Genomic DNA, 26,527 nt, shown 5'->3' on the forward strand with positions numbered 1-26,527 from the left:
TACCGATAAACGTAATGCACGCAATGGATGCAAATGGGTCAGAGCCTCTGAGCCCCAAGAGCAGTCCCTGCCATGCGACCTTTGACCATTGATCTGCACCGCCTCGAATACGCCCTGGATGCGCGCGATGCCTGCGAGCATTACCTGGATCTGGAAAGCGGCGAAATCCGCGCTGTATTTCCGGGGGAATCGCGTCCAGGCGCCGATGAGAAATACGACGTCCAGCTCGACCGTTTCCTGCATATCGAAGCGCTCGACCTGCCGCAGTCCATCGCCATGCGCGAGGCCTTCCTGTTCACCCAGCACGATCCCAACGCCCATGCCGTACTGAGCACCGCTTTGCGCAGTCGCAGGCCTCTGCGCACCTTTGATTTCAAGCTGGAGGATTTTCCCGAGGTGCGCCAGGCCTGGCTCGACTACCAGGCCGTCCAGCTGCGCGAATACGCCATCACCTGGCTGCACGACAACGGGCTGGAGCCTTCCGGACGCTAGACGCTCAGCTTTCCAGCAGAAAGGTCACCGGGCCGTCGTTCTGCAGATGCACCTGCATATCGGCACCAAAGCGTCCGCTGGCGACCTGAACATGCTGATGCCGTGCCTGGGCCAGCAGATACTCGTAAAGCTCTTCGCCCTGCGCCGGCGATGCGGCACTGGAGAAACTCGGTCGCAACCCACTGCGGGTATCGGCGACCAGGGTGAATTGCGAAACCAGCAGCAGGCCGCCGCCGATATCGCTCAGCGAGCGGTTCATCCGCCCCTCGTCGTCGGCAAATACCCGATAGCGCAGCAGCTTGTGCAACAGTTTGTCCGCACGGGCACGGTCATCCTCACGCTCGACGCCGACCAGCACCAACAGCCCCTGATCTATGGCTCCGACGATCTCGCCGGCCACTTCGACCCGCGCCTTCCGCACACGCTGGATCAATGCCTTCATCAGGCATCCTCGGGCGGCAGGTTCAACAGCCGGTGGGCGATACCACTGGCGGCACGCACCAGAGCATCGCAGATGCCTGGCTCGGTAGCCGAGTGCCCCGCTTCGCGGATGATCTGCAGTTCGCTGCCGGGCCAGGCCTCGTGCAATTGCCAGGCGTTTTCCAGTGGGCAGATAACGTCATAACGGCCATGGACGATGATGGCCGGCAGGTGCGCGATCTTGTGCATGTCGCGCAACAGCTGGTCAGGTTCGAGAAAGCCATCGTTGACGAAGTAGTGGCACTCGATCCGCGCCATGGCCAGCGCCCGGTGAGTATCGGCGAAGCGCTCCGCCACGTCATGGCTGGGCCGTAGCGTGGCGGTCCGCCCTTCCCAGCAGGACCAGGCCTTGGCTGCGTGCATCTGGGCGATCTGGTCGGTGCCGGTCAGACGCTTGTAGAACGCCTGCATCAGGTCGCCGCGCTCTTCCGGCGGAATCGGCGCGATGAAGTCCTGCCAGTAGTCGGGGAACAGGCGGCTGGCGCCCTCCTGATAGAACCAGGAAAACTCGTGCGGGCGGCAAAGGAAGATGCCGCGCAGGATCAGCGCATGCACATGCTCGGGATGCGCCTGGGCATAGGCCAGCGACAGCGTCGAACCCCAGGAGCCACCGAACAGCACCCATTTGTCGATGCCGAGAAATTCGCGGATGCGCTCCATGTCGGCGATCAGATGCGCGGTGGTGTTGTTTTCCAGGCTGGCATGGGGTGTCGAGCGACCGCAGCCGCGCTGATCGAAGGTGATGATGCGGTACAGGTTGGGGTCGAAGAAACGCCGACTCAGGGCATCACAGCCACCGCCCGGGCCACCATGCACGAACAGCACTGGCAGACCGTCCGGCGAACCGCTTTCGTCGACGTAAAGCACATGCGGCGCTTCGACCGCCAGCTCATGCCGCGCGTAGGGTTTGATCTCCGGATGCAAGGTCTGCATGGCACACTCCAGGTTCTGTGCTGCGGGGTTCAGGCATCATAACGGGGTTCACCGGGTTCGGCATGCCCGTCTGGAAATCAGCCGTGGCGACACCGCTTTCAGGCCGCTTGGCGATGGCTACAGAACGAAGGGGATAAAGCGTTTGCTGCGCCGCATATAGTGGCGATAGTCCTCGCCGAAGTAGGCCAGGCATTCTTCCTCGTCACGTAGCGCCGTCAGCCACAGGAACAACGAGGCGGCCAGCGCCAGCAGCAGGCCGAGCAGCTCCGGCTGCTTGAAGAAGATGCCCCAGGCCAGCAGCAACAGCGAGCAGTACATGGGATGGCGGATATACCTGAAGATGCCCACGGTCACCAGCTGCGAGGTTTTCTCGAAGGCGAACAGTTCGTCATCCCCGCGCGCCTGATCCGTCTTGCCGACGCGCCGCAGCATGTACAGCCCGGCGATCAGCACGGCGATGGAAGTCTGCAGCAACACCCAGGACACCATCTGGTGCGCGGCATAGCGGTCATCGAACCAGACCGGACCATTGAGCGCCAGCAGCGCAAGGATCGCCTCCCAGGCCAGAAAACGCGGGAAGCCGTGCGAGCGCGGCTGGCGCAACGAGGCACGCGACAGCCAGGCCAGGATCAGCGTACCCAGCAGGAAAAAACCAGCCTGCAGCATCATTAATCTCCTTCGAGCGTTTCAGGCCGTTGAAAAACCACCTGCGTTGGCAATACGTCGTTAAACAGGCTCCTCTTGCCTGCCTCGCCTACCTTTTTCAACAGCCTGATAGCCCACCATGGTGGACGGCAACCTCATGGGGCCATCTGATACACTTCGGCCCGCCAATATTCACGCAGTCTTCACGATGGACCGAACCCAACTGCTCAGCCTGCTGCCGCATCAGGGGCCTGCGCTCTGGCTGGACTGCGTGGTCGAACACGACGCCAGCAGCATCAGCGGCCTGAGCGCCTGGTCCCATCTGCAGCCATTCGGTCCTGACGCCTCGCCCTGCCTGCTGTTCGAGGCGGCGGCGCAATTATGCGGCGCGCATGGTGCCCTATACGGCGACGGAAAATCCATCGAGATGGCGCTGGTGGGCAAGCTGAGCGCGCTGCAACTGCACCACGAGCCCGCCGAGCGCAATGGCCCGCTGCGGGTCAGCGCGACCCAGGAAGCGCTCAGCCCGGCCGGCGCGCTCTACGCGTTCAGCATTCACAGCGACGAGCGGCTGCTGCTCGATGGTCGCCTGTTGCTGGTCCTCGTCCATGCTTGAGCTGCATGATCTGGGCTTCCGCTATCCCGACGCCGAGCGGCCGGCGCTGGATGGCATCGATTTGCGCATTGTCGCAGGCGAATGCGTCGGCCTGCTGGGCAGCAACGGCGCCGGCAAGACCACCCTGCTCTCGCTGATCGCCGGCCTGCGCCAACCGCAGCAGGGCGAAATCCGCTGGCACGGCAAACCCGGAATCGGCCTGGTGCCGCAGCAACCGGCCTTCTATGCCGAGCTGAGCGTCCGGGAAAACCTTCAGCTGTTCGCCGATCTCTATCGACTGCGCGGCCCCGAACGTAACACAGGTCTGCAGCGTTGCATTCACGCGACTCGCCTCGAACGATTACTCGGGCAGCGTGCGTCGCGCCTGTCCGGCGGGCAGCAGCGTCGGCTCAATTTCGCCATCGGCCTGCTCCAGCCCGCCGGCCTGTACCTGTTCGACGAGGCCACGGTGGGTGTCGACGCGCACTCGCGCGAGCTGCTGCTCGATGCCGTGCAGGCGCTCACCCGCGAGGGCTGCGCGGTGATCTACACCAGCCATTACCTGGACGAGATCGAGCGCCTGGCGCAGCGGATCGTGCTGCTCGCCGAAGGCCGGGTGCGCCTCGACCTGGACAAGCGCCAGCTGCTTGGCGATGACCACGGCCTGCTGCTGGAATGGCCCGGCGCACCGCCACCCGGCCTCGCTGCACTGCTCGCCGAGCTGCGCCTGGAATACCAGCCGACCACCCGCGGCTGCCGCATCGAGCGCATCGACAGCGCCCAGCTGGCGCGCCTGTGCCAGTTCATCGCCGACCAGCCGCAACCGCCCAATCTGCTGCGCTTTGGCCGCCCTTCGCTGGAACAGCTTTACCTGCACCTCAGCGGAGGTTCGCTGTGAGACTCGGAGCGTTGGTGCGCAAGGAATTCCTTTTGCTCACGCGCGACTACCATGCGCTGGCGGTGCTGTTCCTGATGCCGGCGCTGTTCGTGCTGCTGATGGCCTTCGCCCTGGCGGAGGTCAACCAGGATCGCCTGCCGTCTCTGGAACTGGTGCTGGAGATTCCCCAGGCCAGCGAGCAGAGCGCCTTCTTCACCGCCGCGCTGCGCCAGCAACTGCCCGACGGCCACATGCCGGATGCCAGCGGCCAGCTGCTGCCACGGGTGCGCCTGAGCGCCGACTTCGCCGGGCAGTTGCTGGATGCCGAACAGGCCAGCCTGGGCCTGGTCTTCCCCGCCGCCACCGACGCCCTGACCCGCCAGCGCCTGCGCGCTGCGGTGCAGGTGGCGCTGGCGCAGACACGGCTGATGACCTTCCTGCTCGACAGCGGCGAACTCGATCCCGACTCGACGCGGGACGAACGATTGGCGCTGATCACACAGCGCACCGCAGTGCGCATCGACGAACAGCAACAACTGGCCAGCGGCGCCCTCACCCAGCGCGCCAACGCCAGCCAGCACAGCGTGCCGGCCTGGCTGATCTTCGGCATGTTCTTCGTCATGCTGCCGATGGCCAACGGTTTCCAGCGCGAGCAGCAGAGCGGCGTCCTGCTGCGTCTGCGCTGCCTGGGCGTCAGCATGGGCACTCTGGCGCTGAGCAAGCTGCTGCCGTACCTGGCGATCAACCTGCTGCAGTTCGCCTTGCTGCTGGCCATCGGCGTCTGGGCGCTGCCGCTGCTCGGCTTGCCCGGCCTGCAGCTGCCGGGCAGCGTCGCGGCCTATGTGCTGCTGGCCGGGTGCCTGGCGCTGGCGGCCTGCAGTCTGGGACTGGCCATCGCCAGCCTGGCGCGCAACGGCGAGCAGGCGCTGATGCTCAGCGGCGGCATCAACCTGATTCTCGCCGCCATCGGCGGCATCATGGTGCCCAGGAGCGTGATGCCCGAGGCCATGGCCCGGCTGGCGGAGATTTCACCCATGAGCTGGGCGCTGGACGCCTTCCTGGTGCTGCTGGTCGGCCAGGGCTCGCTTTCCGATGTTGCGCCCTGGTGCGCCCGGCTGTTGCTGTTCGCGGCAATCGTCGGCGCCGCGGCGCTGTTCCTGTTTCTCAAACGACTGAACGACACGCAATGGACGACACACAACTAAAACAGGCGCTCAAGCAGTTGCTGATCCGCGAGTGCGACAAGCAGGACGACATCGACTGGCAGAGCATCGCCGACGACGAGCCGCTGTTCGGCCAGCAGAGCCGCATCCAGATGGACAGCCTCGACGCCCTGCAGGTGTCGCTGGCCCTGCAACAGCATTACGGCGTGCGCATCGAAGGCGCCAAGGATGGCCGGCGCATCCTCAATAGCATCGACAGCATCGCCGCGTTCATCCGGCAGGCCTCATGAAGCCGGTCTACCTGCAACGCGCACAGCTGTGCAGCGCACTGGGCGAAGACCTGCAGGCCGCCGCGACGGCCTGCCGGCAAGGCCGGTTGCCGCAGCCGGAGTGGTTCGAGCTGCATGAACGCAACGAGCGACGACCCTACCTGGCCGTGGCTGGCGCATCGCTCGACCTGCGCCAGCGCCTGCACCAGTTGGTCGCCGCCAGCAGCGACGGCGCGCTGGATGACTGCCTGCTGATCCTGGCCTCCACCACCCTGGATATCGTCGCCATCGAGGCGCGGGTGAAGGCCGGCGAGGCGACCGGCAACCCGATGGCCCCGGCACTCGATGCCCTCGCCGAAGAGCTGCGCCAGGAATGGGGTTTCGCCGGCGCCTTCACCCTCAACACCGCCTGCACCAGTGCCGCCAATGCGCTGCTATATGGCGCGCGGCTGGTGGCCCGCAATCACTATCGCCGCGCCCTGGTGCTGGCCTTCGAGACACCCAGCGAAGTCACCCGGCAAGGCTTCGGCGTGCTCGAACTGACCAGCCCCAGCGCCGCCTATCGGCCCTTCCATGCCGAACGCGACGGGTTGATTCTCGGCGAAGCCTACGCCAGCGTAATGCTCACCCGCGAACCCGGATCGGCGCCACTGGCGAAGCTGCTCGGCGGCTTCAGCGCCTGCGACACCAGCAGCCTGACCAACACCGCCGAGGACGGCAGCCATATCGACTGGGTCATGCGCCGCGCCCTGCACAGCGCACGAACCACAACGGCGAAAATCGCCCTGGTCAAGCTGCACGGCACCGCCACCGCCGCCAACGATCAGGCCGAAAGCAACGGCATGCGCCGCACCTTCGCCCACGCACTGCCGCCACTGTGCGTGCTCAAGCCCTATCTGGGGCACACCCTGGGCGCCTGTGGCCTCAGCGAAACTCTGTTGCTGCTGGAAAGCCTGCGCCAGGGCGCGCTGCCGGGCTGCGACTACGCCGAGCATGCGTTGCTGCCGCTGGCCGCCGGGCCGCTGTCGGTGTCCGCCGGCAGCCTGTTGCTGGCCAACTATTTCGGCTTCGGCGGCAACAACGCCAGCCTGGTACTGCAAGGAATTCCAGCATGAAGGTGATCGCCGCCAGCGAGGTTCGCGGTTGCAACCACAGCGACAGCCAGCTCAAGGCCGCCCTCGGCACTTACCTGTCCAGCCCGCCACGACGCACCGATCGCCTGACCCTGCTGGCGCTGCTCGCCGCCGCGCCGCTGAAGGCACACATGCAGGCGGACAGCGGGCTCTATCTCGCCGCCACCTACCCGGCGCGGCAGAACATGTTCGCCCTGCTGGAGAACGTCTGCGCCCAGCAGCGGCTGCCCAAGCCCTTCGAGTTCGTCAACAGCGTGAGCAATGCCGCGGGTTTCCACGTGGCGCAGCAACTGGGGCTGCAGGGGCCGAACCTGTTCATCGGCGCGGGGCCACAGGTCTGGGGGCACTTGCTCGACCTGGCCGGCAACGACCTGGAGCGGGCACAGGTACGCCAGGCGCTGGTGCTGCTGGTCGAGGAAGATCAGCAGGACGGCTTCAGCGCTCAGGCGCTGGTGCTGGAGCCGGGTGGCGACGCGCTCAGCGCACGGGATTTCGCCACGCTGAGCGGCTCGGTGGAGGTTGTTCGGATGGCGCTGGGGACTGACTCGACATCCGTGTAGGGCCGAACTTGTTCGGCTGGCTTTGTATCCGTGGCCGAATAAATTCGGCCCTACAAGCCCCTGGCCCAACCCGCCAGTCTGGTAGATACCGTCTTGCCCCTCACTTCGCAATAGCGAGTTCGGGGTTGAACGGTTCGCCGGATTTCAACACGCCATAGGCGATACAGAGCAATTTACGCATCGCCGCGCAGACGATCTGTTTGCCGACTTTACCTCTGGCTTTCATCCGCTCGACCATTGCCCGAATGGCAGGGTTACGGCTCATGGACGTAATGGCTGGCATGTAGAGCCCTGCGCGCAAGCTGGCCGACCCCATGCGGGAAATCCGCACATGCCCTTTGAGTATCCCCGAGCCCTGTAGCTTGGGATTGAGCCCTGCAAAGGCGGTGACCGCTCGGCTGCTGCCGAAGCGTTGAATGTCCCCCAGTTCAGCCAGCACAAGTGCTGCCGTCCGCTCAGCAATGCCGTCGATGCTCGTGAGCAGGTCACGCTGGCCGCGCAAGTCATCGTTGTCGTCGAAATGCTGCTTGATCGCTTCCAGCGTCTCGGCGATTTGCTGGCGTAAATGTTCAAGAACCGACTCGATCGACGCCTTGACCTTGGTCTCGCGGGTCACGTCCAGGCGGTTCTGTTCCATCTGCTCCAGCTCCTGAAGATCCTTCAGGCGATGCACCAGGGCCTTGAGGCGGCGAATGGACGGTGGATCAGGCTGCCAAGCACGCAGCTTGGCCTGATGCAGGCTGCCATAATCGGCAATGAGCTTGGCGTCGACCTTGTCGGTCTTCACCCGCTGCAATTGGCTGCGGGCGTAATAGGCAACCTGGGCCGGGTTGAGGACGCACACCCGGTAGCCTCGTGCGAGCAGCCATTCGGCCAGGGCTTCGTAGTAGATGCCAGTAGCCTCCATGACGACCCATGCCTGCGGCTCGGCGTACTTGAGCAGCCATTGCTGGAACACCTCAAAGCCTGCTGAGTCATTGGTCAGCTTGCCTTTGGTGCGGTGCTTGCCGTTGCTCTGCAGGGTCGCGATGTCGAATGTGTGTTTGGCGATGTCGATGCCGACGACTATGGCCATGGTTTTCCTCCTCAGTGAACGGATAGATCGTCACTGCATCCGTCCTACCTTGCTAATGCGAGCTCGTGGCTCAAGATACCGTTCGGACTTACTGGATGAGTGCGGAGGAGTGCAGCGTTATCTACGTCACAAGCTCGAAGCTTAAGGGCGGGTACTACTTGCACTCTCTCCCCCGATGATCAGCCGGGGACTATCGCCTCCTGAAAGGCTGCAGTCGAGATACAAGGTCGGGTCACGCCTCACCGACCCGACGACGAACGGCCAGACGCAAGAAATGCCAAGGCATTACACCCGGATGATGTCTCGAACGTTGGATTACGCCTTCGAATTGTCGGGTTACGCCTTCGGCTAACCCGACCTACAACTTCGGCGTGCAAGCCACCCATGCGTGCCCACGCAGGAGCATTGGCACGATCAGTGCCGAATCAGCGCCGCTTGGCCCACCCGGCCAACCGTCGCACCAGCTCGCGTTCCTGCACCGCGATACCGTCCAGCATCCCGGCAATGGCATTGAAGTCGCCGTCGCCCTGCTTGTTGCGCGACTGGCGTACGCAGGCCGAGGCGAACTGGCGCCAGTCGTCGCCGATGCGGGTCAGCTGCGTGGCCATGTCGTTAAGTGCCGGATCGCCCAGCAGCGTGCCGGATTCCTGCAGGAAGCTGGCGTACATGAAGCGGAAACCCGCGCCGCCGGTGCCGATCTCCTCCTGCATGCGCACGATATGGGTGAGGTAGAGCCGGTTGTATTTCGCCTGGGCCGGATCGAGCTTGCGGATCTGCGCGGCCAGGTGGCGGATGCCGCGAATGCCGATCCAGGGCAGTGGCATGCCGTCGAGGATGCGCGTGGTGGACACCAGGCTCTGGCGCACCAGGCGATCCCAGTCCTGTTCCGGCGGCACATCTTCGAGCCAGTACATCAGCCCCTTGGCGGCCAGCGCACCCTTGGCGAAGCGCGCCTTCTGCAGGTCAGCGCTGGCGCAGCGCACCGGTTCCTCGAAAACCGGGTCGCTGAGCAGGTAGTCGTCGCCATCACGACCATAGGCCAGCAGGTTGTGCGCGTTGAAGTGAAAGCGCATCTCCGGCGGAAAGTACGGCAGCCAGAACACCGAGCTCTGCAACCCGGCCAGGCGCCCCTCGGCCAGGGCGCGGTCCAGCGCCAGTCGGCCCTGTTCCGGCTGACGGAAGGTGGCCGTGTACAGGCGCGCGCCAAGGCGCTTGCTCAGCGTTCTGATGATGTGCTTCGGCGGCATCCGGTAAGCGATCAGCGGCATGCCGCCGAGCTTGACGATGGGCAGATAGGCGAACGCCAGCCCCGAAGCCAGGCCGAAGGCCATCGGCTCGCTCATGGGCAGGCCGGCATGGGTCAGCAGGTTGGCCATCACCCCACTTTCGCAATGGGCGCTCTGGCGATGCTGGAAGGCGCTCATCGCGGCAACTCCTGCTGGTAGCGAATCAGTTCGGCGACGTCCAGGCCGAAGGCCTCGGCGTAGCGCGCCAGCTGCTTGCTAGTCAAACGGCGATAGATTTCAGGACGAAAATGCCGGCGGATGCGCCATTGCCAGAAGCCGGTTATCTGCGCCAGCGCCGGCTCGTCGAGCCGGTAGCGGTACATCAGGCATTTCAGCGGCGAGGCCTGGCCACTGCGCCACTCGGCCAGAGCCTGGGCTTCCTGCTCCTCGAGCTGCGCCACGGCCAGTTGCGTGGCGTAGGACTCGGGCTCCCAGCCAGCACTCTGGGTACCGCGGTAGCGGCCCTGTTCGTCCACGGCGTAGAGCAGCTTGCTGTGGCCGCCGTAGCTGCTGTCGGGGTCCTGCGGGACCTCGTCAAGCCTCATCGGGCCGGACCACGGTCATGTGCAGGAAGGCGCTGGAGAAGCGGCCACTTTCCGGCACGTAGCCGAGCAGGCGCTGGCCGGCACGGAGCTGGCCGCTGTGGAACAGCTCGTCGAGCATGATGAAGAAGGAGGCGGCGCCGGTGTTGCCCTTGCGCGTCAGGTTGGTGAACCAGCGCTGCTGGGGAATGGCGAAGTCGATGCGGGCCAGGCCCTCGGCCAGGCGGTCGCGGAAGAATTCCGAGGAATAGTGCGGCAGGAACCAGTCGATATCCTCGGCGCGCATTTCGCGGCGGCGGCGGATGCGTTGCAGCGCCTCCTCGACGGTGACCTGGACGATGTTCTCGTTGAGCAGCTTGACGTCCTGCTTGATGGCCATCACCGAGCGGCGGTTGCGTTCCTCGACGTCCATGCGGCTCCAGCCGACCAGGCGCTCGCCCTGCCTGTCCGCGCCGCCGTACATGCAGGCCGGAAAGCGGTCGGCGAAGGACAGGATGTCGATCCAGTCGATGCGCAGGCTCAGGCCCTCGGGGTTGGGGCGGTCTTCCAGCCAGACCGCGCCGGCGCCGTCGGAGAGCATCCAGCGCAGGAAATCCTTCTCGAAGGCCAGTTCCGGGCGGCGCTCCAGCTCTTCGGCGGCGCTGTCGATCTCGGCGCTGAAGTTGCGCGCCTGCATCAGCGCCGAGGCGACTTCCGACCCGCAGGCCACGGCGTTGCGGCTCTCGCCACTTGCCACGTTGAGCCAGGCGTATTTCAGCGCGCTGACGCCGCACAGGCAGATGCCCGCGGTGGTCACCACCTCGCAGGGCGGATTGCCCAGTTCGCCATGCACCATCACCGCATGGCCGGGCAGGGTCTGGTCCGGCGAGGAGGTGGCGGCCACCAGGCACTGCAGTTCCGCAAGCTCGGCGGGGCTGGCCAGACCGCGAACGGCCTCGGCGGACAGCTGCGCGTTGGTCATGCTCGGCTCGCCGGTGGCCGGATCGATCACGTAGTGGCGCTGGCGAATGCCATTGCGGCGCAGGACGATGGAACGCGCCCGCGAAGGACGGTCGCCGACCTGACCGAGGCGTGCTTCCATCTGCTCGTTGTCCACCGGGTCGTGCGGCAGGCAGGCGCTGATGCGATTGATGTAGACGGGCTTGGCCACGGGACGGTCCTCGAAACGTTATTCGCCGGACGGCGCGGCAAAATAGGCTTTTTCCCGCTGGATTCGGGCGCGGGTCAGGGGACTAAGCAGCTTTTTCAGCAATGCGGTGACCGGCACCACGGTGAGAATCAGGCTCAGCAGAAAGACGATATAGACAATCAGCCCGACACGTCGGCGCAGACTGTGCTGCGGGCCGAGCGCCGCCAGCAGCGTGCCCCAGGCCTTGAAACTGCGGGTACCGACGCGCTCGCTGGCGATCAGTTTTTCATCGATGCGCACCGCGCCCAGGCCACGCAGCATCGGCTGTTCGATGGGGCCGCCTTGCGCCAGGCGCTCGCCGATGGCCACGCCGAAGCGCTGCGCAGCGGTGATCTCGGCCTCGCTGATGCCCGCCTTGGGCAGCCAGGCGAAGGGTTGCTGGCGACCGGTGAACATCCACAGCGGCGTGGCCAGGAAGCTCGCCGCGCTGCCGCATGCATCGGTCAGCACGATGTTGTCCAGCAGCCGCGCACCCAGCGCATCGAGGCGTGCCTTGAGCTTTTCCTGGGCCATCAGCCACATGTTGCGGCAGCCGATCAGCGTCACCACCGGCGTACCCCGCAGCAGCCGCGCCGCTTCCGGCGAGGCGAGGAAGCTGGTGATGGGCCGCGACGGCGAGAGGAACCAGACCTGGTACGCGAGAATCACCAGGTCGTAGCGCTTGTTCGCATCCACCTGCAACGGCAGCAGTGGCTCGGGGCGCATCAGCACGGTTTCGGGGAAGATGCTGAAAAAGGTGAGGAACGGCCAGGGAAAGGGATAAGGTGTGGCCGGTTGCACGGCGAGGAAGTCCAGCTGCACATCGTCACGCGCCAGCAGCGGCGCACAGACGGACTGCACCAGCCGGCCGAGCTGCCCCGTTTGCGAATAGTGAACGACCAATACCTGGCGCATCGAAACTTCAGTCACCGAAAATGGTCGCGATTATGCCACAGCATGTAAACCGGAATGTAACGCGCGCATGGCTCTTTGCCGGCCTTGTGACGACCGGCATGGCTGCCGCGCAGGCGGCGGATATCCGGTTGCAGGTCGAGAATGTCGCCCAGGGTGTGCTGCATGCCGAGCTGCATTCAGCCGACGCGACGCGCTGGGACGCGCCCTTGCAGCGGATGAGCGGTTCTCGGGAGGCGCTCGTTTTTCATGATGTCCCGCCCGGACGCTATGCGGTGCAACTGTTCGTCGACGTGAACGCCAATGGCCGGCTCGACCTCACGCCCCGAGGCCTGCCAACCGAGCCGGTGGGATTCTCCAGCAACCCGCGCCTGTTCAAGGGCAAACCCGCGCCCTCGGGGTGTGCCTTCGATCATGGCGAGGCCGCTAGCCTGGTGTCCATCGAACTGCGCCAGCGGGGTGCCACCCAGCGCGCTGCGGACGAAACGGAGCGGTAATCAGCGCGCCGCGCCGCGCCAGATCAGCTCGTCGGTGTCGTAGCCACGCCTGTGCGCCTCGTCGAGCAGACGTGCGCGCGTCGCCGGGTCGACTCGCTCCTCGCGCGACAGCAGCCAGAGGTAGTCGCGATCCGGACTGCCGACCAGCGCGACGCTGTAGTCGTCATCCAGATAGAGCACCCAGTAATGGCCCTTGCTCAGGCCGGGGAAAAGAGTGCTGAACCAGTTGTCGAAGCGCACCCAGAGCTTGTCGGTGCGGCCCGGCTGCTGCGGCACCGCCTCGCCCCTGGCTTCCTTCCACTCGCCGCTTGCCGTTTCGCAGCGGTTGACCACCTCGACGCGACCCTCTTCCTGCAGCCGGTAACGCGCCTCGGAGCGCACGCAGTCGCGCTGGAAGAACATCGGCAGCCGCGCCTGTTCGTACCAGGTGCCCTGATAGCGCTGCAGATCGACGTCACCCACCGTCCGTGGCGCATCGACGGCGTTGGAGCTGGCGCACCCGGCCAGCAATAAAGCGCTGAATAGAGCTGCTGCGATACGCATGGTTCTCTCCTGTCTCGAGACGCTGACTTATTTCAGGCCCTGGCCGGAAAACATCATGACCTTGTCCCCGGCGAACTGAATGCTGATGAAGCGGTTCTTCTGCCCCCAGGTACAGCTGGACATGCCCAGCGCCCCGGCACATTCGCCCGGCTTGCCGAGCAGCTCTTCCACCTGCTGGCGCGACATGCCGGCTTCCAGCTTGGCGAAGTTTTCCTGGGTGACGGGATTGCAACCCGCGATGGCCAGCAGTCCGGCCAGCAGCCCGAAATAACGCAACGACATGGATCACCCCCAAAGCAGCATTCGCAGTATAGGTAAGCCTCATACATAGGCTGGCTAGTGCTGGACTACCTTCAGACCTCCCCCATCGCCCTTTGTCGCGGTACCTGGCAGAGGTGTCAGCGCCCCGGCTGCGGGCGAAAACCCGGTATCGCACCGGGACGATCCGTTCGGGTGGCGGGCATCGTGCAGTTGAGGTCGCGAAACGGCTGATCGCTGAGACGTTCCCAGCCATGTCCAGGCGGGGTCTGCCGGCAGATGACCGTGCCGTCGGTCTTGCTTTGCCACTGGTAATAGGGCGCCGGGGCGGCGCTCGCCAGCAGCGGCACTGTCAGGCTGAACGCGAAAAGCAGCACACGCATGGTCGGGCTTCGCTGGAAAGGACGGGACTACTGTAGCGCCATCGGCAGGTTGCACAAGCACCACCCGGCGCCCGCTCCCGGTCCTCGGCGACACCGCGCCGCCCCCATGAGCGCAATATTGCCCATGTCGAAGACCCCATAAGCGGTTTTCCGCCGATCAGCCTTCATCTTTCTTGTGCGAGCCCGTCTGGATGGGTGAGTTGAGCGCTGGCACGGCTTCTGCAGAGCATAAGCACTCGATGCGATACCAACGACAAGAAGATTGCAGCGATAAACCCGCCTTGCGGGATGCTTCCAGCACCAACGCTGCCCTGCTTGTCCACTCGGTCGCTACCTGCACGCCGAGGCAATCGTCTATCGTGATCCTGCGTCATCCAATAAAAACGAAACGGAGATCCACCATGAGACTGACCAAAAGCCTGGGCCTGCTCGCTGCAGCAGCGGCGTTCACCGCCAGTACGGCAGCTGTCGCCGCACCGACCTTCATCAACATCCTCACTGGCGGCACCAGCGGCGTTTACTACCCCATCGGCGTGGCCCTGTCGCAGCAGTACAACAAGATCGATGGCGCCAGGACTTCCGTTCAGGCCACCAAGGCCTCGGTAGAAAACCTCAACCTGCTGCAAGCGGGTCGTGGCGAGCTGGCGTTCTCCTTGGGTGACTCGGTGGACGATGCCTGGAACGGCGTCGAAGATGCCGGCTTCAAGGCACCCCTCAAGCGTCTGCGCGCCATCGCGGCGACCTACCCGAACTACATCCACATCGTTGCCAGCAAGGAATCCGGGATCAAGACCCTGGAAGATCTGAAGGGCAAGCGCATCTCCGTCGGCGCGCCGAAGTCCGGTACCGAGCTCAACGCCCGCGCGATCTTCAAGGCCGCCGGCCTGACCTACGAGGATATGGGCCGCGTGGAGTTCATGCCCTATGCCGAATCGGTCGAACTGATCAAGAACCGTCAGCTGGATGCCACCCTGCAGTCCTCGGGCCTGGGCATGGCGGCGATCCGCGACCTGGCTGCCATGGTCCCGATCACCTTCGTGGCGGTACCCGAGGATGTGGTGACCAAGATCGGCAGCGCCGCCTACCAGCCGAAGATGATTCCGGCAGGCACCTATGACGGTCAGGACGCCGACGTTCCGACCGCTGCCATCACCAATATCCTGGTCAGCCACGAGAAGGTTTCCGACGAGGTCGCCTACCAGATGACCAAGCGCATCTTCGAGAACCTTGATCACCTGTCCAGCGCACACTCGGCAGCCAAGGACATCAAGCTGGAAACCGCCACCGAAGGCCTGCCGATCCCGCTGCATCCGGGCGCCGAGCGCTACTACAAGGAAGCCGGCGTGCTCAAGTGACAGCCGGGCCGGGCGGGCCTGATACCCGCCCGGCTTGCCTTCAAGGCTGCATAGCCTGATGGCCCGCATCCCGGGCCATCGCGAAGAACGCCCATGCTCCGCACTGGCGCGACGCTTCAACCTTTCCGAGAGAGCCATCCCATGAGCGAGACCCAAGGGCTGCACAGCAGTCCCAGCGAATGGCCGAAGACGTTGTTCTACGTCGCCCTGCTGTTTTCCACGTACCAGATCATCACTGCCGCCTTCCACCCGGTATCCAGCCAGGTGCTACGCGCGGGCCACGTCGGCTTCCTGCTGCTGATGGTGTTTCTCTGCTACCCGGCCAAAGGTAATGGCCGCCCCTGGCAGCCACTGGCCTGGCTGCTCGGCCTGGCCGGCATGGCGACGGCTTTCTATCAATGGTATTTCGAGGGCGACCTGGTTCAGCGCTCGGGTGACCTGACCGGCACCGACATGATCATCGGCATCATCCTGATCGTGCTGGTGTTCGAGGCCGGGCGCCGGGTGATGGGTATCGCACTGCCGACCATCTGCGCGATCTTCCTCGCCTACGGCCTGCTCGGCGAATACCTGCCGGGCGACTTTGCCCATCGCGGCTATGGCTTCGATCAGATCGTCAACCAGCTGTCGTTCGGCACCGAGGGCTTCTACGGCACGCCGACCTATGTCTCGGCGACCTATATCTTCCTCTTCATCCTGTTCGGCTCCTTCCTCGAGCAGGCCGGGATGATCAAGCTGTTCACCGACTTCGCCATGGGCATGTTCGGCCACAAGACCGGTGGCCCGGCCAAGGTATCGGTGGTGTCATCCGCGCTGATGGGCACCATCACCGGCTCCGGCGTGGCCAACGTGGTTACCACCGGGCAGTTCACCATTCCGCTGATGAAACGCTTCGGCTACCGTCCGGCCTTCGCCGGCGCAGTGGAGGCCACGGCCAGCATGGGCGGGCAGATCATGCCGCCGGTGATGGGCGCGGTGGCCTTCATCATGGCCGAAACCATCAACGTGCCGTACGTCGAGGTGGCCAAGGCGGCGCTGATCCCGGCGATGCTGTACTTCTTCGCGGTATTCTGGATCGTCCATCTGGAAGCCCGCAGCAAGAACCTCAAGGGCCTGCCGAAGGACCAGTGCCCGAGCGCCTGGGGTTCGGTCAAGGAGCGCTGGTATCTGCTGATCCCGCTGTTCGTGCTGGTCTACCTGCTGTTCTCCGGCCGCACGCCGATGTTCTCCGGCACCGTGGGCCTGGCACTGACCGCCATCGTCATTCTCGGCTCGGCGATCATCCTCAAGGCCAGCAGCTTCTGGCTGCGCGGCGCCTTCTGGATCGCGCTGGGCGTACTCTGCGCCGGCTTCTTCCAGCTCGGCATCGGGGTGATCTTCGGCGTCATCGGCGCACTGGTAGCGGTCTGCTGGTTCATCCAGGGCGGTCGCGAGACTCTTCGCGCCTGCCTGTTCGCCCTGGTGGAAGGCGCGCGCCATGCAGTGCCGGTGGGCATCGCCTGCGTGCTGGTGGGGGTGATCATCGGCATCGTCTCGCTGACCGGCATCGCCAGCACCTTCGCCGGCTACATCCTGGCCATCGGCGAAAACAACCTGTTCCTCTCGCTGGTGCTGACCATGATCACCTGCCTGGTGCTGGGCATGGGCATCCCGACCATTCCCAACTACATCATCACCAGCGCCATCGCCGCACCGGCACTGGAGCAGCTGGGTGTGCCGCTGATCGTCTCGCACATGTTCGTCTTCTACTTCGGGCTGATGGCCGACCTGACGCCGCCGGTGGCGCTGGCCTGCTTCGCCGCGGCGCCGATCGCCCGGGAAAACGGCTTCAAGATCAGCCTCTGGGCGATCCGCATCGCCGCCGCCGGCTTCGTCGTGCCGTTCATGGCGGTCTACGACCCGGCGCTGATGATGCAGGGCGACAGCTGGCTGGCCACGGGGTACATGGTGGTCAAGACGGTCTTCGCGGTGTGCCTGTGGGGCATGGCGGTGACCGGCCACCTGAGCCTGCGCATGCCGATCTGGGAACGTCTGTGGGCCTTCGCCGCTGGCGTCGCGCTGATCCTGGCGCTGCCGATCAGCGATGAAATCGGCTTCGTACTGGGCATCGCCCTGATCGCCCAGCACCTCTGGCGCGCCCGTCGTGCCGAGCCGGCGGTGGCGTGATCGGGCTCTGCCTGGGGTTGGCGGGCGTGGTGTGGGCGCAGGTGCCCACACCATCCTTCACCCTGGCCTGGAACCATACGATCGAGAAGATCCGCTGGGAAGAAGACTACCGCGTGACGCCGGACGGCCTGCTGCTCGGAGAAGCGCGGATCAAGGGCAGCGGCGCCGGAATGGATGCCCCGGACGACGCCGAACTGCGCGACGGCAGCTGGCACTACCGGCGCCAGCTGCCACCGATGCAGCCACTGCGCGTAGGACGCACCCCCGAAGCCGGGGATTACCAGTTGTGCTTCGAAGGTACTTGCCACGCGCTGAGCGAATGGCTCGGCCCGCCGACGGCGGAGCGGCCTGCGCTGGAGCTGTGGAGCTGCGCATCGGATCGATAAAGCGCGACCCGACCTACGAAGCCGCGGCATTTGTAGGTCGAATTAGCCGAAGGCGTAATCCGACGATCCGAAGGCGAACCCGACACACACCTCTCAATCACACCACCCACTCTGCCTCGCGCCTGAACGCTGCCGCCCTCCTCGCACGCAGCTTGCGCCACCAGATCACCACACCCGTCACTGACAGCACGGCTATCGCCACGCCCAGCACCGCGATCAGGATCCGCCCCGGCATCCCGAGAATACGCCCACCATGGATCGCCGGCTGCAGCATGTGGAACTGCTGGCCCAGGGTGCCTTGCCCCGGTATTTCCTGACCCAGCAACCGGGTCCCATCGGTACCGTGGAAGAACAGCCAGGCATTGCCCTGGTTGCTGTCGTGATCGCCGAAGCCGGCGCCGTAGAAGTTGTATTCGAAGCTGTAGTACAGCTCGCCGATGGGCTCGCTCAGGCCAAGGTCGGCCGCATGCTGCATGGCGTAGGCGTAGGCCTGGTGGAAATCGTAGGCGGTAGTGCCCAGCTCGTTCTTGGGCAGCCTGCCGCGCGCCTCGTAGACGCTCGGCTCTACCTTGGATACCAGCGACACCACCGGCTTGAACACCTGCTCGGGCAGGTTCATGGCCACGCTGCTCACCGCTACCGGGGTGAGCAGCAGCCACAGCCACAGGCCGCCAGCGCGGTGCACGTCATGATTCATGCGCTGGCGCTTGATCTTCCACGACGTCCACCACTTGCCGAAGAACGGCCGCCCCCGCGGGAACGTCAGCAGCAGCGAGACGAAGCAGTCGATCACCCAGGCGATCGCCACGATGCCCATCAGCCACAGCCCCCAGTTGCCCGGCAGCGACAGGTTGTAGTGGAACTCGAGCATGAAGGGCACGAAGTTCTTGCGCGAGAAACAGCATTCGCCCCAATAGCGTGTGCCTACCGGCTCGCCGGTCACCGCGTCGAGGTAATGCACCACGGGCCTGATATCGAAAGGCTTGCCGGTCGCGGGGTCCTTGCGTGGCACCAGCGCCATCAACGCGGCATGGCCCGGCTCGTCGGGGAACTCCATGTACCAGACCTGCATGCGCGGATTGGCCGCCTCGATCCGCTCGACCAGATCGCCCGGCGTCAGCACCGGCCCCTCGCTGGTGGTGTGGTAGAACTCGGGATTCAGCCACTCGTCCAGTTCGTGATGGAAGGCCAGGATGCTGCCGGTGATGCCCGCCAGGAACAGGAACAACGCCGTGGCCAGGCCGATGTAGCGGTGCAGGAGCACGAGGATAGAACGCATCGTCGGTTTTCCGTTGATTCAGAAAGCACGAAGCCGCCGGCCCGTGAAGGCCGGCGGCTGGTTATCGATCAGAATTCGTAGCTGACCGTTGCGGTGACATTGCGCTCCTCACCCAGATAGCAGTAGTTCAGGCTGCTGCCGCAGGCCGCCACGTACCTTTTGTCGGTGAGGTTGTTGGCGTTCAAGCGGACATCCATACCCGGCAGGCCCACATTGGCAAGGTCATAGCCAATAGAGGCATCGAAGAGCGTATAGGACGGAATACGTTGTGTGTTCTCGGCATCGGCCCAGCTCTTGCCGACATAGCGGATGCCCGCGCCGGTGCTCAGCCCTTCCAGGCGCTCACCGATGAAACGGTAATCCGCCCAGAGGGAGGCCATGTGACGCACGGATTGGGTCGGGGTGTTGCCCTTGTTATCCAGGGTGCTGTCCAAAGCGCTGAACACCGACTTCGAGTATTCGATATCAGTGAAGGTGTAGCTGCCCAGCAGGCGCAGGCTGTCGGTCAGTTGCAGACGGGCTTCAAGCTCCAGACCTTGCGAACGAACGGCCCCGACCGGGCGGAAGAAGTTCTCGTCAGGCAGCTTGGAGGCGAGGTTTTCCTGCTCGATGTGGAACAGCGCAGCGGTATACAGGTCGTCGCTGCCTGCCGGCTGGTACTTGATGCCCAGCTCCCACTGGGTGCCCTCGGTCGGATCGAGCGGGATGCCATTGGCGTCGGCGGTCGAGTTGGGGTTGAACGACTCCGAATAGCTGAGATAGGGCGCCACGCCGTTGTCGAACAGGTACAGAACGCCGGCACGGGTCGTCAGCTGGCTGGAATCCTTGGTTGAAGAGACGCTCGCACCCGCCGTTTGCACCTCGGTATCGACCCAGTCCTGGCGCAGGCCCAGGGAGAAGCGCCAGCGATCGAGTTCGATCAGGTCCTGCATATACAGGCCCGTCTGCTCCAGGCGGCGGGTCTGGGCGAAGGGCGCGCCGGGCGCCACCGGTGCACCGTAGACCGGGTCGAAGGCATCGAGGTTGGCGACAGCCGCGCCGTAATAGGCCACCTTCGCTTTTCCGCGCTGGTAATCGATACCCGTGATCAGGGTGTGGCGAAGCGCACCGGTGTCGAATTCGGCCTGCAGCATATTGTCGATGGTCCAGGAGTGCAGCCGCTCATCCGCACCGGTATAGGCGCGCGCCAGTTCCGAGGTATCCCCGACCCAGCCCATGCCATAGACCTGTTCCGACTCGACCTGCGAATCCAGATAGCGGAAATTCTGCCGTATCGACCAGGTATCGTCGAAGCGGTGCTCGAACTGGTAGCCGAGCATCTGCTGGGTGCGCTCGAATTTCTCGTGATCGGGCTCGCCTTCGAAGAAACCATCGGAGAGATAACGCCCGTTGCGCCGATAGAGCGTGCCTTCGGCAGGCAAGCCGCCGTGATAGCCGCTTTCAGGGTCGTGTTGCAGATAGGCTTGCAGCGTCAGCGCGGTGTCCTCGGAAAACGCCATACGCAAAGACGGCGCCAGCGCATAACGCTCCGATTCGACGTGGTCGTACTGGGTATCGCTCCGGTCGGCCAGGCCGACCAGGCGATAGGAAAGCTGCCCCTGCTCATCCAGAGGGCCGCCCAGATCGACGCCGATGGCCTTCTGCCTGTTGCTACCGACCGTCGCCTGGATCTGGCGGTATGGCTCGCGGGTCGGCTGCTTGCTGGTCATCGTCACCAGCCCGCCGGGGAGGCTGCGGCCATACAGCACCGACGAAGGCCCCTTCAGCACATCGATACGCTCCAGCAGATAGGGATCGATCTGCATGGTGCTGTAAGTGCCGGCATCCCCCATGACCTTGAGGCCATCGAGATAGAGGTTATCCACCGAGCCATCGTTGAAACCGCGCATGGCCACATAGTCGTAGCGGCTGGTGGCGCCGTAGGGGCTGCTCATCACTCCTGGCGTGTAGCGCAAGGCCTGGGCAACCGTGAGCGAGCCCTGGTCATCCATCTGCTTGCGGGTCACCACCGAAACGCTTTGCGAGGTTTCCACCAACGGCATGCTGGTCTTGGTCGCCACGCTGCTGTGGGTGGCGTTGTAGCCTTCCATCTCGCCCAGGGCGTTACCCAGAGCGAAGCCTTCGACCACCATCGGCTTGAGCTCGACCGTGCTGGCCTGTTCGGCACGCGGCGCCAGCGAATAGGTGCCCTGCCCATTGCGTAGCGCCTGCAGGCCGCTGCCCTGCAGCAGCGCGGCGAAGCCTTCGTCCACACCGTATTGCCCGCTCAGACCGCGCGACTGGCGGCCTTCGAGCAAGGCGCCATCCACAGAAAGCATGACGCCCGCCTCACCGGCGAAGCGGCTGAGGACGCTGGACAGCGGGCCTGCGGGAATTTCATAACTGCGAACCGATTGCTCGCTGGCGGCGAACTGCGCCAACGCGGCAGGCGTAGCGACGAGGGTCGCCAGTGGCAGGCAGAACAGCGCGGCGCGAATGGCCTGCGCCAGGGGACGCGAACGGTGATACGGGCGGTCTTGGAAGGGCATGAGTGATCCTTTTTGCGGAGGGCAAATTCACGGTCAGTGACCCTATGCCCGCCCAGCTCACAAAAAAGGAACCCGAACAGGAATATTTTTTATTCGCGTTAAGGTCGAACTCAGACGTCGCCTGTTCGCCCCGAGGGTTCAAGGCTGATCCACCAGGGCAGGCGCCGGTTGATGCGCAGCGGCAAGGTGCTTTCCAGCGCATCCAGCACCCGCTCGGTATCCGCCAGCGGAAAGGCGCCCACCACCCGCAAGTCGGCGATGCGCGGATCGCAACCGATATAGCCACGGCGATAGCGGCCCAGTTCGGCGACGAAGTCTTCCAGGCGCTGATTGTCGGCCAGCAGCACGCCGTTGGCCCATGCCTGGCTGGCCGCCTGAACGGGTTGCGCCGGTCGAATGAAGTCGATGCCGAAGGTGGCTTGTTGTCCTGAGGCAATGGTTTGCGGCGCGCCGAAGCGGGTCGGCTGGATTTCAACCATACCGGCAAAGACGTCGAGCTGGGTCAGCCCCGGATGTTGCCGCACCGCGAAGCGTGCCTGCTGGCGTGTCTGCACGCGGCCTTCTGCCGTGCGCAGCAGCAAGGGACGCCGTTCCTCAGGCGTATCGAGCAGCAACTCGCCGCGCAACAGGGAAAGCTGACGGACATGCCGGTCGAAAGACACATCCACGGCGCTGTCGGTGTTCAGCCACAGTTGCGAGCCATCCGCCAGGCGCAGGTCGCGGACTTCGCCGACGGCGGTGCGTTGATCAGCCGACCACTCCTGCCACCCGCCCAGGCCCGTAGACAGCGCCAGCGCGCCGCCACCCACCAGCGAGAGCATCTTCAGCGCCTGCCTTCGGTTGGGCTGACGTTGTTGCAACAGACGGCTGGCTGCCCGCCCGGCCCGGTCATCGGCCAGTGGCTGGAATTGTCCGCTGATGCGCTCGACCCGTTGCCAGGCCAGTGCATGTTGCGGCTCCCGCAACCAGGCGTGCCAGGCCTGCCGGTCCACCGCACTGGCGGAGCCCGACTGCAGCACCGCGAACCAGTGTGCCGCCTCCTGCAAGACCCGGTAATCGGCGTTCATGGCTCTTCCACCAACAGCAGGCAGTGCAGCATCGCCTGCGCCATGTACTTCTTGACCATGCGCTCGGAGACGCCAAGCTCCACCGCAATGGCTGCGTACTTCATGCCATGCAGCTGGGACATGAGAAACGCCGTTGTCACTTTCGAGGGCAGGCGGGCCAACATCGCGTCGATTCGCAGCAAGGTTTCCACGATCAGCGCCTGGGATTCGGGCGAAGGCGCGACCGCCTCCGGTTGCAGTGTCAGGGCATCGAGATAGGCCTGCTCCACCTGCCGGCGACGCCAGTGATTGATCAGCAGCCCCTTGGCAATGGTGTGCAGATAGGCCCGTGGCTCGCGGATGGCGGCCATGTCCTGATCCTTGCCCAGCAGCCGGACGAAAGTATCCTGCGCCAGATCGGCGGCGTTCTGACTGCAGCCCAGCTGGCGCCGCAACCAGCCATTCAGCCAGCCCTGATGCTCGACATAGAGCCGCTGTATGTATTGTTGCCGGATGAGACTGTCGGCTGCCATGGAGCCTCCCGCAGGTTGGCGAGAGGAATGATAACGCTTCTCAATAGCGAATTTCTACCGGCAGCACTTATCAGTTTCAGAGACGAGTCCATGCCCCAGCGGTTGATTTTCTCTGGGCGAAAAAAAACCTCGAACTTCGTTGGGGGAGGGGGAAGTTCGAGGTTGAATCCGGACCGCTAGGGCGGGGTCCGAAGATCTGCCAACACTTAACACAACAAGGAGCATCGAAGAGCTTTCAAACCCTTCGTAGCCTAGGACTCGACTGTCCGCCCGAAGTTCAATGCACCACGAAAAATATTCGCGCCGTTACAAAAACGAGGCGCGTCAATGCGCCTCGTCCCAGTTGCCACCTACACCCGTCTCCACCAGCAGCGGTACATCCAGTTCAGCGGCATGGCTCATCAGCGGGCAAAGCGCCTCGCGCACCTGCTCGATCAGGTCTTCGCGCACCTCCAGCACCAGTTCATCGTGCACCTGCAGGATCACCCGCGCATCCAGCCCGCTCTGTTGCAGCCAGGCGTCCACGGTGATCATCGCGCGCTTGATGATGTCCGCTGCGGTGCCCTGCATCGGCGCGTTGATCGCGGTGCGCTCGGCACCCTTGCGCATGGCGCCGTTCTTCGAGTTGATCTCGGGCAGGTACAGGCGGCGTCCGAACAGCGTCTCGACATAACCCTGCTCGGCAGCCTGGGCGCGGGTGCGCTCCATGTAGGCCAGCACGCCGGGGTAACGGGCGAAGTAGCGGTCGATATAGGCCTGGGCTTCACCGCGGGCGACGTCGATCTGCTTGGCCAGGCCGAAGGCGCTCATGCCGTAGATCAGGCCGAAGTTGATCGCCTTGGCGCGGCGCCGCTGCTCCGCACTGACCTCATCCAGCGGCACGCCGAACACCTCGGCGGCAGTGGCGCGGTGTACGTCCAGACCGTTGCGGAAGGCGTGCAGCAGGCCTTCGTCCTGGGCCAGGTGGGCCATGATCCGCAACTCGATCTGCGAGTAGTCCGCCGCCAGCAACTTGTAGCCGGGCGCAGCGACGAAGGCCTGGCGGATACGCCGGCCCTCGGCGGTACGGATCGGGATGTTCTGCAGGTTCGGGTCACTGGAAGACAACCGGCCAGTGGCGGTGACCGCCTGGTGATAGCTGGTGTGGATGCGCCCGGTGCGCGGGTTGATCTGCTGCGGCAGCTTGTCGGTGTAGGTGCCCTTGAGCTTGCTCAGGCTGCGGTGCTGCATGATCACCTTGGGCAGCGGGTAGTCACGCTCGGCCAGTTCCGCCAGCACGCTTTCGGCGGTGGAAGGCTGGCCGCCAGCGGTTTTCGACAGCACCGGGCAACCGAGCTTTTCATAAAGAATGGCGCACAGCTGCTTGGGCGAACCGAGGTTGAACTCCTCGCCGGCGATATCGAAGGCTTCGCGTTCGAGCTGCACCAGCTTTTCACCCAGCTCGACGCTCTGCTGGCCCAGCAACTGGGCATCGACCAGAGCGCCGCTACGCTCGATACGCGCCAGCACCGGCACCAGCGGCATTTCGATTTCGTTCAATACCTTGAGCAGCGAAGGCGTGGCTTCGAGCTTTTCCAGCAGCGTCTGGTGCAGGCGCAGGGTGACGTCGGCATCTTCGGCGGCGTAGGGGCCGGCCTGCTCGATGGCGATCTGGTCGAAGGTCAGCTGCTTGGCACCCTTGCCGGCGATGTCCTCGAAGCGGATGGTGCCGCGACCGAGGTACTTGAGCGCCAGGCTGTCCATATCATGGCGGGTGGCGGTGGCGTCCAGCACGTAGGATTCGAGCATGGTGTCGAAGCGCAGGCCGCGCATCTCGATACCGTAGTGCGCGAGCACGTTCATGTCGTACTTGCCGTGCTGGCAGATCTTGCCCTGGTCCGGGTCTTCCAGCAGCGGTTTGAGGGCGGCGAGCACGCTGTCGCGGTCCAGCTGCTGCGGCACACCCATATAGCTGTGGCACAGCGGCACGTAAGCAGCCTTGCCGGTCTCGATGGCGAAGGACAGACCCACCAGCTGCGCCTTCTGCGCGTCGATGCTGGTGGTTTCGGTGTCGAAGGCGAAGCGCTCGGCGCGCTTGAGCTGCGCCAGCCAGCGGTCGAAGTCGGCCTGTGCGAGAAGCGTCTCGTACTCGGCTTCGGCCTGAATCGAAGCCCCTTCCGAGGTGGCCTCATCGCTTTCAGCGGCTTTCGCTTCACGCAACAGCTCGTCCAGCCACTGCTTGAACTCCAGCTCGCGGTAGAGCGCGATCAGCGCCTCGCGCTGCGGCTCGCCGGGCATCAGGTCGGCCACCTGCACGTCCAGCGGCACGTCGAGCTTGATGGTCGCCAGCTCGTAGGACATGAAGGCCGCCTCGCGGTGTTCCGCAAGCTTGATACCCAGCGACTTGGCGCCGCGAATCGGCAGCGCCGCAACCGCATCGAGGTTGTCGTAAAGCCCCTTGAGCCCGCCGGCGATGCCGTTGAGCAGGCCGCAGGCGGTCTTCTCGCCGACGCCGGGCACGCCGGGTATGTTGTCCACCTTGTCGCCCATCAGCGCAAGGAAGTCGATGATCAGCTCGGGGCCGACGCCGAACTTGTTCTGCACGCCTGCCACGTCATAAACGCTGCCGGTCATGGTGTTGACCAGAGTGACGTGAGGGCAGACCAGCTGCGCCATGTCCTTGTCGCCGGTGGAAATCACCACGTCGCGCCCCAGCGCCGCGCACTGGCGCGCCAGGGTGCCGATCACATCGTCGGCCTCGACGCCTTCGACACACAGCAGCGGCAGGCCCAGCGCACGCACGCTGGCATGCAACGGCTCGATCTGGCCGCGCAGGTCGTCGGGCATCGGCGGGCGGTGGGATTTGTATTCGGCGAACAGCTCGTCACGAAAGGTCGGCCCCTTGGCGTCGAAGACCACCGCAAACGGGCTGTCCGGGTACTGCCGGCGCAGCGACAGCAGCATGTTCAGCACGCCTTTCACCGCGCCGGTGGGCTTGCCGGTGGAGGTGGTCAGCGGCGGCAGGGCATGGAAGGCGCGATAGAGGTAGGACGAACCGTCCACCAGGACCAGGGGCGTTTGACTCATGAGCGGGATCAACCTTTTCGATGGCCTCGGGGCTAGAATGCGCAGGACCAATCACTGGAAAGGGACAAGGTTATCATGCGCGCTCTCAAACACCTGATGCTGGCCGGTGTGCTGGCAGCCGTTCCGCTCGTCGGCTTTGCCCAGGAATCGGTGGACGGCGATCCGGACGTCACCATCCGTCAGGAAGGCGAACGCACAGTGGAGGAATACCGCGTCAATGGCTTCCTCTACGCCGTGAAAGTCACGCCCAAGCACGGCAAGCCCTACTTCTTGGTGCGCGCCGACGGCGACAGCAATTTCGTGCGCGCCGACCAGCCGGACATGCTGATTCCCGCCTGGGAGATCTTCCGTTGGTAA

At 64.5% G+C, this 26,527-nt stretch carries 28 protein-coding genes; 12 read left to right on the forward strand and 16 right to left on the reverse strand.

The genetic code is table 11. The features are described from left to right. Positions 1-72 precede the first annotated feature (72 nt). Positions 73-492, forward strand: coding sequence for a UPF0158 family protein (locus ACYCFC_RS16580; RefSeq protein ID WP_459652273.1), 420 nt, complete (start codon positions 73-75; stop codon positions 490-492). Between the two features lie 4 nt (positions 493-496). Here ACYCFC_RS16580 and dtd read toward each other — a convergent pair whose 3' ends face one another. From dtd to ACYCFC_RS16595, 3 genes are all read right to left on the reverse strand, one after another. After that, the gene (dtd, locus tag ACYCFC_RS16585) at positions 497-934 is read right to left on the reverse strand and encodes a D-aminoacyl-tRNA deacylase (RefSeq protein WP_459652274.1); all 438 of its coding nucleotides are present in this window, start codon (positions 932-934) and stop codon (positions 497-499) included. Next, positions 934-1,905: a prolyl aminopeptidase gene (gene pip / locus ACYCFC_RS16590; RefSeq protein ID WP_181085724.1), complete on the reverse strand. Its 972-nt coding sequence runs from the start codon at positions 1,903-1,905 to the stop codon at positions 934-936. Before pip ends, dtd begins: the two co-directional genes overlap by 1 nt. A 117-nt stretch (positions 1,906-2,022) precedes the next feature. After that, positions 2,023-2,574 carry a methyltransferase family protein gene (locus tag ACYCFC_RS16595; RefSeq protein ID WP_459652275.1) on the reverse strand — a complete coding sequence of 184 codons (552 nt, stop codon included), beginning with the start codon at positions 2,572-2,574 and terminating at the stop codon, positions 2,023-2,025. A 184-nt stretch (positions 2,575-2,758) separates the two neighbouring features. Here ACYCFC_RS16595 and ACYCFC_RS16600 point away from each other — a divergent pair, with 184 nt between their 5' ends. From ACYCFC_RS16600 to ACYCFC_RS16625, 6 genes are read left to right on the forward strand one after another with little or no spacing between them, the layout of a single operon-like run. Then, positions 2,759-3,166, forward strand: a complete 408-nt coding sequence (locus ACYCFC_RS16600) for a beta-hydroxyacyl-ACP dehydratase (RefSeq protein ID WP_459652276.1) — start codon at positions 2,759-2,761, stop codon at positions 3,164-3,166. Next, positions 3,159-4,043, forward strand: coding sequence for an ABC transporter ATP-binding protein (locus ACYCFC_RS16605; RefSeq protein WP_459652277.1), 885 nt, complete (start codon positions 3,159-3,161; stop codon positions 4,041-4,043). The genes ACYCFC_RS16600 and ACYCFC_RS16605 overlap by 8 nt, the downstream gene beginning before the upstream one ends. A 14-nt stretch (positions 4,044-4,057) precedes the next feature. Next, complete coding sequence (locus ACYCFC_RS16610) at positions 4,058-5,227, forward strand: ABC transporter permease (protein ID WP_459652278.1); 1,170 nt, start codon at positions 4,058-4,060, stop codon at positions 5,225-5,227. Beyond that, a complete protein-coding gene (locus tag ACYCFC_RS16615) occupies positions 5,209-5,475 on the forward strand; it encodes an acyl carrier protein (RefSeq protein WP_122075113.1) in 267 nt (88 codons plus the stop codon). The genes ACYCFC_RS16610 and ACYCFC_RS16615 overlap by 19 nt, the downstream gene beginning before the upstream one ends. Then, the gene (locus ACYCFC_RS16620; RefSeq protein ID WP_459652279.1) at positions 5,472-6,569 is read left to right on the forward strand and encodes a beta-ketoacyl synthase N-terminal-like domain-containing protein; all 1,098 of its coding nucleotides are present in this window, start codon (positions 5,472-5,474) and stop codon (positions 6,567-6,569) included. The genes ACYCFC_RS16615 and ACYCFC_RS16620 overlap by 4 nt, the downstream gene beginning before the upstream one ends. Next, positions 6,566-7,147, forward strand: coding sequence for a hypothetical protein (locus ACYCFC_RS16625; protein WP_459652280.1), 582 nt, complete (start codon positions 6,566-6,568; stop codon positions 7,145-7,147). The genes ACYCFC_RS16620 and ACYCFC_RS16625 overlap by 4 nt, the downstream gene beginning before the upstream one ends. A 100-nt stretch (positions 7,148-7,247) precedes the next feature. Here the strand turns inward: ACYCFC_RS16625 and ACYCFC_RS16630 are convergent, their stop codons facing one another. The 5 genes from ACYCFC_RS16630 to ACYCFC_RS16650 all read right to left on the reverse strand — a co-directional run bounded on the left by ACYCFC_RS16630 (position 7,248) and on the right by ACYCFC_RS16650 (position 12,133). After that, the gene (locus tag ACYCFC_RS16630; protein WP_459652281.1) at positions 7,248-8,222 is read right to left on the reverse strand and encodes an IS110 family RNA-guided transposase; all 975 of its coding nucleotides are present in this window, start codon (positions 8,220-8,222) and stop codon (positions 7,248-7,250) included. Between the two features lie 425 nt (positions 8,223-8,647). Then, the gene (locus ACYCFC_RS16635; protein ID WP_459652282.1) at positions 8,648-9,646 is read right to left on the reverse strand and encodes a BtrH N-terminal domain-containing protein; all 999 of its coding nucleotides are present in this window, start codon (positions 9,644-9,646) and stop codon (positions 8,648-8,650) included. After that, positions 9,643-10,053, reverse strand: coding sequence for a hypothetical protein (locus ACYCFC_RS16640; RefSeq protein WP_312957245.1), 411 nt, complete (start codon positions 10,051-10,053; stop codon positions 9,643-9,645). The genes ACYCFC_RS16635 and ACYCFC_RS16640 overlap by 4 nt, the downstream gene beginning before the upstream one ends. After that, complete coding sequence (locus tag ACYCFC_RS16645; protein WP_181085743.1) at positions 10,043-11,200, reverse strand: beta-ketoacyl-ACP synthase III; 1,158 nt, start codon at positions 11,198-11,200, stop codon at positions 10,043-10,045. Before ACYCFC_RS16645 ends, ACYCFC_RS16640 begins: the two co-directional genes overlap by 11 nt. A gap of 18 nt (positions 11,201-11,218) precedes the next feature. Further along, a complete protein-coding gene (locus ACYCFC_RS16650) occupies positions 11,219-12,133 on the reverse strand; it encodes a dialkylrecorsinol condensing enzyme (protein ID WP_459652283.1) in 915 nt (304 codons plus the stop codon). Between the two features lie 32 nt (positions 12,134-12,165). Here ACYCFC_RS16650 and ACYCFC_RS16655 point away from each other — a divergent pair, with 32 nt between their 5' ends. Then, complete coding sequence (locus ACYCFC_RS16655) at positions 12,166-12,627, forward strand: DUF2141 domain-containing protein (protein ID WP_459652284.1); 462 nt, start codon at positions 12,166-12,168, stop codon at positions 12,625-12,627. On the opposite strand, the gene ACYCFC_RS16660 is transcribed toward ACYCFC_RS16655, so the two are convergent. The 3 genes from ACYCFC_RS16660 to ACYCFC_RS16670 all read right to left on the reverse strand — a co-directional run bounded on the left by ACYCFC_RS16660 (position 12,628) and on the right by ACYCFC_RS16670 (position 13,811). Then, positions 12,628-13,170 carry a lipocalin family protein gene (locus ACYCFC_RS16660; protein WP_459652285.1) on the reverse strand — a complete coding sequence of 181 codons (543 nt, stop codon included), beginning with the start codon at positions 13,168-13,170 and terminating at the stop codon, positions 12,628-12,630. It abuts the gene before it with no gap. Positions 13,171-13,197: 27 nt separating this feature from the next. Beyond that, a complete protein-coding gene (bamE, locus tag ACYCFC_RS16665; RefSeq protein ID WP_181085749.1) occupies positions 13,198-13,452 on the reverse strand; it encodes an outer membrane protein assembly factor BamE domain-containing protein in 255 nt (84 codons plus the stop codon). 116 nt (positions 13,453-13,568) lie between these two features. After that, positions 13,569-13,811: a hypothetical protein gene (locus tag ACYCFC_RS16670; protein ID WP_459652286.1), complete on the reverse strand. Its 243-nt coding sequence runs from the start codon at positions 13,809-13,811 to the stop codon at positions 13,569-13,571. A gap of 401 nt (positions 13,812-14,212) precedes the next feature. Between ACYCFC_RS16670 and ACYCFC_RS16675 the strand changes: the two genes are divergently transcribed. The 3 genes from ACYCFC_RS16675 to ACYCFC_RS16685 all read left to right on the forward strand — a co-directional run bounded on the left by ACYCFC_RS16675 (position 14,213) and on the right by ACYCFC_RS16685 (position 17,718). Next, the gene (locus ACYCFC_RS16675) at positions 14,213-15,166 is read left to right on the forward strand and encodes a TAXI family TRAP transporter solute-binding subunit (protein WP_181085753.1); all 954 of its coding nucleotides are present in this window, start codon (positions 14,213-14,215) and stop codon (positions 15,164-15,166) included. A 141-nt stretch (positions 15,167-15,307) separates the two neighbouring features. Continuing rightward, positions 15,308-17,332 (forward strand): TRAP transporter permease, encoded by a 2,025-nt coding sequence (locus tag ACYCFC_RS16680; protein ID WP_181085755.1) that lies wholly within the window; start codon positions 15,308-15,310, stop codon positions 17,330-17,332. Beyond that, positions 17,329-17,718: a DUF1850 domain-containing protein gene (locus tag ACYCFC_RS16685; RefSeq protein ID WP_459652287.1), complete on the forward strand. Its 390-nt coding sequence runs from the start codon at positions 17,329-17,331 to the stop codon at positions 17,716-17,718. Before ACYCFC_RS16680 ends, ACYCFC_RS16685 begins: the two co-directional genes overlap by 4 nt. A 97-nt stretch (positions 17,719-17,815) precedes the next feature. Here the strand turns inward: ACYCFC_RS16685 and ACYCFC_RS16690 are convergent, their stop codons facing one another. From ACYCFC_RS16690 to polA, 5 genes are all read right to left on the reverse strand, one after another. Beyond that, the gene (locus ACYCFC_RS16690; protein WP_459652288.1) at positions 17,816-18,997 is read right to left on the reverse strand and encodes a PepSY-associated TM helix domain-containing protein; all 1,182 of its coding nucleotides are present in this window, start codon (positions 18,995-18,997) and stop codon (positions 17,816-17,818) included. A 68-nt stretch (positions 18,998-19,065) separates the two neighbouring features. Then, complete coding sequence (locus ACYCFC_RS16695) at positions 19,066-21,525, reverse strand: TonB-dependent siderophore receptor (RefSeq protein WP_459652289.1); 2,460 nt, start codon at positions 21,523-21,525, stop codon at positions 19,066-19,068. A gap of 110 nt (positions 21,526-21,635) precedes the next feature. After that, positions 21,636-22,592 (reverse strand): FecR domain-containing protein, encoded by a 957-nt coding sequence (locus ACYCFC_RS16700; RefSeq protein ID WP_459652290.1) that lies wholly within the window; start codon positions 22,590-22,592, stop codon positions 21,636-21,638. Beyond that, entirely contained in the window at positions 22,589-23,104 is a 516-nt protein-coding gene (locus ACYCFC_RS16705) for a sigma-70 family RNA polymerase sigma factor (RefSeq protein WP_459652291.1), read from the reverse strand. The genes ACYCFC_RS16700 and ACYCFC_RS16705 overlap by 4 nt, the downstream gene beginning before the upstream one ends. Positions 23,105-23,428: 324 nt before the next feature. Continuing rightward, complete coding sequence (gene polA / locus ACYCFC_RS16710; RefSeq protein ID WP_459652292.1) at positions 23,429-26,170, reverse strand: DNA polymerase I; 2,742 nt, start codon at positions 26,168-26,170, stop codon at positions 23,429-23,431. Between the two features lie 75 nt (positions 26,171-26,245). Between polA and ACYCFC_RS16715 the strand changes: the two genes are divergently transcribed. Then, the gene (locus tag ACYCFC_RS16715) at positions 26,246-26,527 is read left to right on the forward strand and encodes a DUF2782 domain-containing protein (protein ID WP_181085119.1); all 282 of its coding nucleotides are present in this window, start codon (positions 26,246-26,248) and stop codon (positions 26,525-26,527) included.

Source organism: Stutzerimonas sp. NM35 (genome assembly GCF_054604355.1).

Bases quoted from the DNA above. Each gene is read 5' to 3' on its own strand.
- ACYCFC_RS16580 (WP_459652273.1), top strand. From the start codon at position 73: ATGCGACCTTTGACCATTGATCTGCACCGCCTCGAATACGCCCTGGAT.
- dtd (WP_459652274.1), bottom strand. From the start codon at position 934: ATGAAGGCATTGATCCAGCGTGTGCGGAAGGCGCGGGTCGAAGTGGCC.
- pip (WP_181085724.1), bottom strand. From the start codon at position 1,905: ATGCAGACCTTGCATCCGGAGATCAAACCCTACGCGCGGCATGAGCTG.
- ACYCFC_RS16595 (WP_459652275.1), bottom strand. From the start codon at position 2,574: ATGATGCTGCAGGCTGGTTTTTTCCTGCTGGGTACGCTGATCCTGGCC.
- ACYCFC_RS16600 (WP_459652276.1), top strand. From the start codon at position 2,759: ATGGACCGAACCCAACTGCTCAGCCTGCTGCCGCATCAGGGGCCTGCG.
- ACYCFC_RS16605 (WP_459652277.1), top strand. From the start codon at position 3,159: ATGCTTGAGCTGCATGATCTGGGCTTCCGCTATCCCGACGCCGAGCGG.
- ACYCFC_RS16615 (WP_122075113.1), top strand. From the start codon at position 5,209: ATGGACGACACACAACTAAAACAGGCGCTCAAGCAGTTGCTGATCCGC.
- ACYCFC_RS16620 (WP_459652279.1), top strand. From the start codon at position 5,472: ATGAAGCCGGTCTACCTGCAACGCGCACAGCTGTGCAGCGCACTGGGC.
- ACYCFC_RS16625 (WP_459652280.1), top strand. From the start codon at position 6,566: ATGAAGGTGATCGCCGCCAGCGAGGTTCGCGGTTGCAACCACAGCGAC.
- ACYCFC_RS16630 (WP_459652281.1), bottom strand. From the start codon at position 8,222: ATGGCCATAGTCGTCGGCATCGACATCGCCAAACACACATTCGACATC.
- ACYCFC_RS16635 (WP_459652282.1), bottom strand. From the start codon at position 9,646: ATGAGCGCCTTCCAGCATCGCCAGAGCGCCCATTGCGAAAGTGGGGTG.
- ACYCFC_RS16640 (WP_312957245.1), bottom strand. From the start codon at position 10,053: ATGAGGCTTGACGAGGTCCCGCAGGACCCCGACAGCAGCTACGGCGGC.
- ACYCFC_RS16650 (WP_459652283.1), bottom strand. From the start codon at position 12,133: ATGCGCCAGGTATTGGTCGTTCACTATTCGCAAACGGGGCAGCTCGGC.
- ACYCFC_RS16655 (WP_459652284.1), top strand. From the start codon at position 12,166: ATGCCACAGCATGTAAACCGGAATGTAACGCGCGCATGGCTCTTTGCC.
- ACYCFC_RS16660 (WP_459652285.1), bottom strand. From the start codon at position 13,170: ATGCGTATCGCAGCAGCTCTATTCAGCGCTTTATTGCTGGCCGGGTGC.
- bamE (WP_181085749.1), bottom strand. From the start codon at position 13,452: ATGTCGTTGCGTTATTTCGGGCTGCTGGCCGGACTGCTGGCCATCGCG.
- ACYCFC_RS16670 (WP_459652286.1), bottom strand. From the start codon at position 13,811: ATGCGTGTGCTGCTTTTCGCGTTCAGCCTGACAGTGCCGCTGCTGGCG.
- ACYCFC_RS16675 (WP_181085753.1), top strand. From the start codon at position 14,213: ATGAGACTGACCAAAAGCCTGGGCCTGCTCGCTGCAGCAGCGGCGTTC.
- ACYCFC_RS16680 (WP_181085755.1), top strand. From the start codon at position 15,308: ATGAGCGAGACCCAAGGGCTGCACAGCAGTCCCAGCGAATGGCCGAAG.
- ACYCFC_RS16690 (WP_459652288.1), bottom strand. From the start codon at position 18,997: ATGCGTTCTATCCTCGTGCTCCTGCACCGCTACATCGGCCTGGCCACG.
- ACYCFC_RS16695 (WP_459652289.1), bottom strand. From the start codon at position 21,525: ATGCCCTTCCAAGACCGCCCGTATCACCGTTCGCGTCCCCTGGCGCAG.
- ACYCFC_RS16700 (WP_459652290.1), bottom strand. From the start codon at position 22,592: ATGAACGCCGATTACCGGGTCTTGCAGGAGGCGGCACACTGGTTCGCG.
- ACYCFC_RS16705 (WP_459652291.1), bottom strand. From the start codon at position 23,104: ATGGCAGCCGACAGTCTCATCCGGCAACAATACATACAGCGGCTCTAT.
- polA (WP_459652292.1), bottom strand. From the start codon at position 26,170: ATGAGTCAAACGCCCCTGGTCCTGGTGGACGGTTCGTCCTACCTCTAT.
- ACYCFC_RS16715 (WP_181085119.1), top strand. From the start codon at position 26,246: ATGCGCGCTCTCAAACACCTGATGCTGGCCGGTGTGCTGGCAGCCGTT.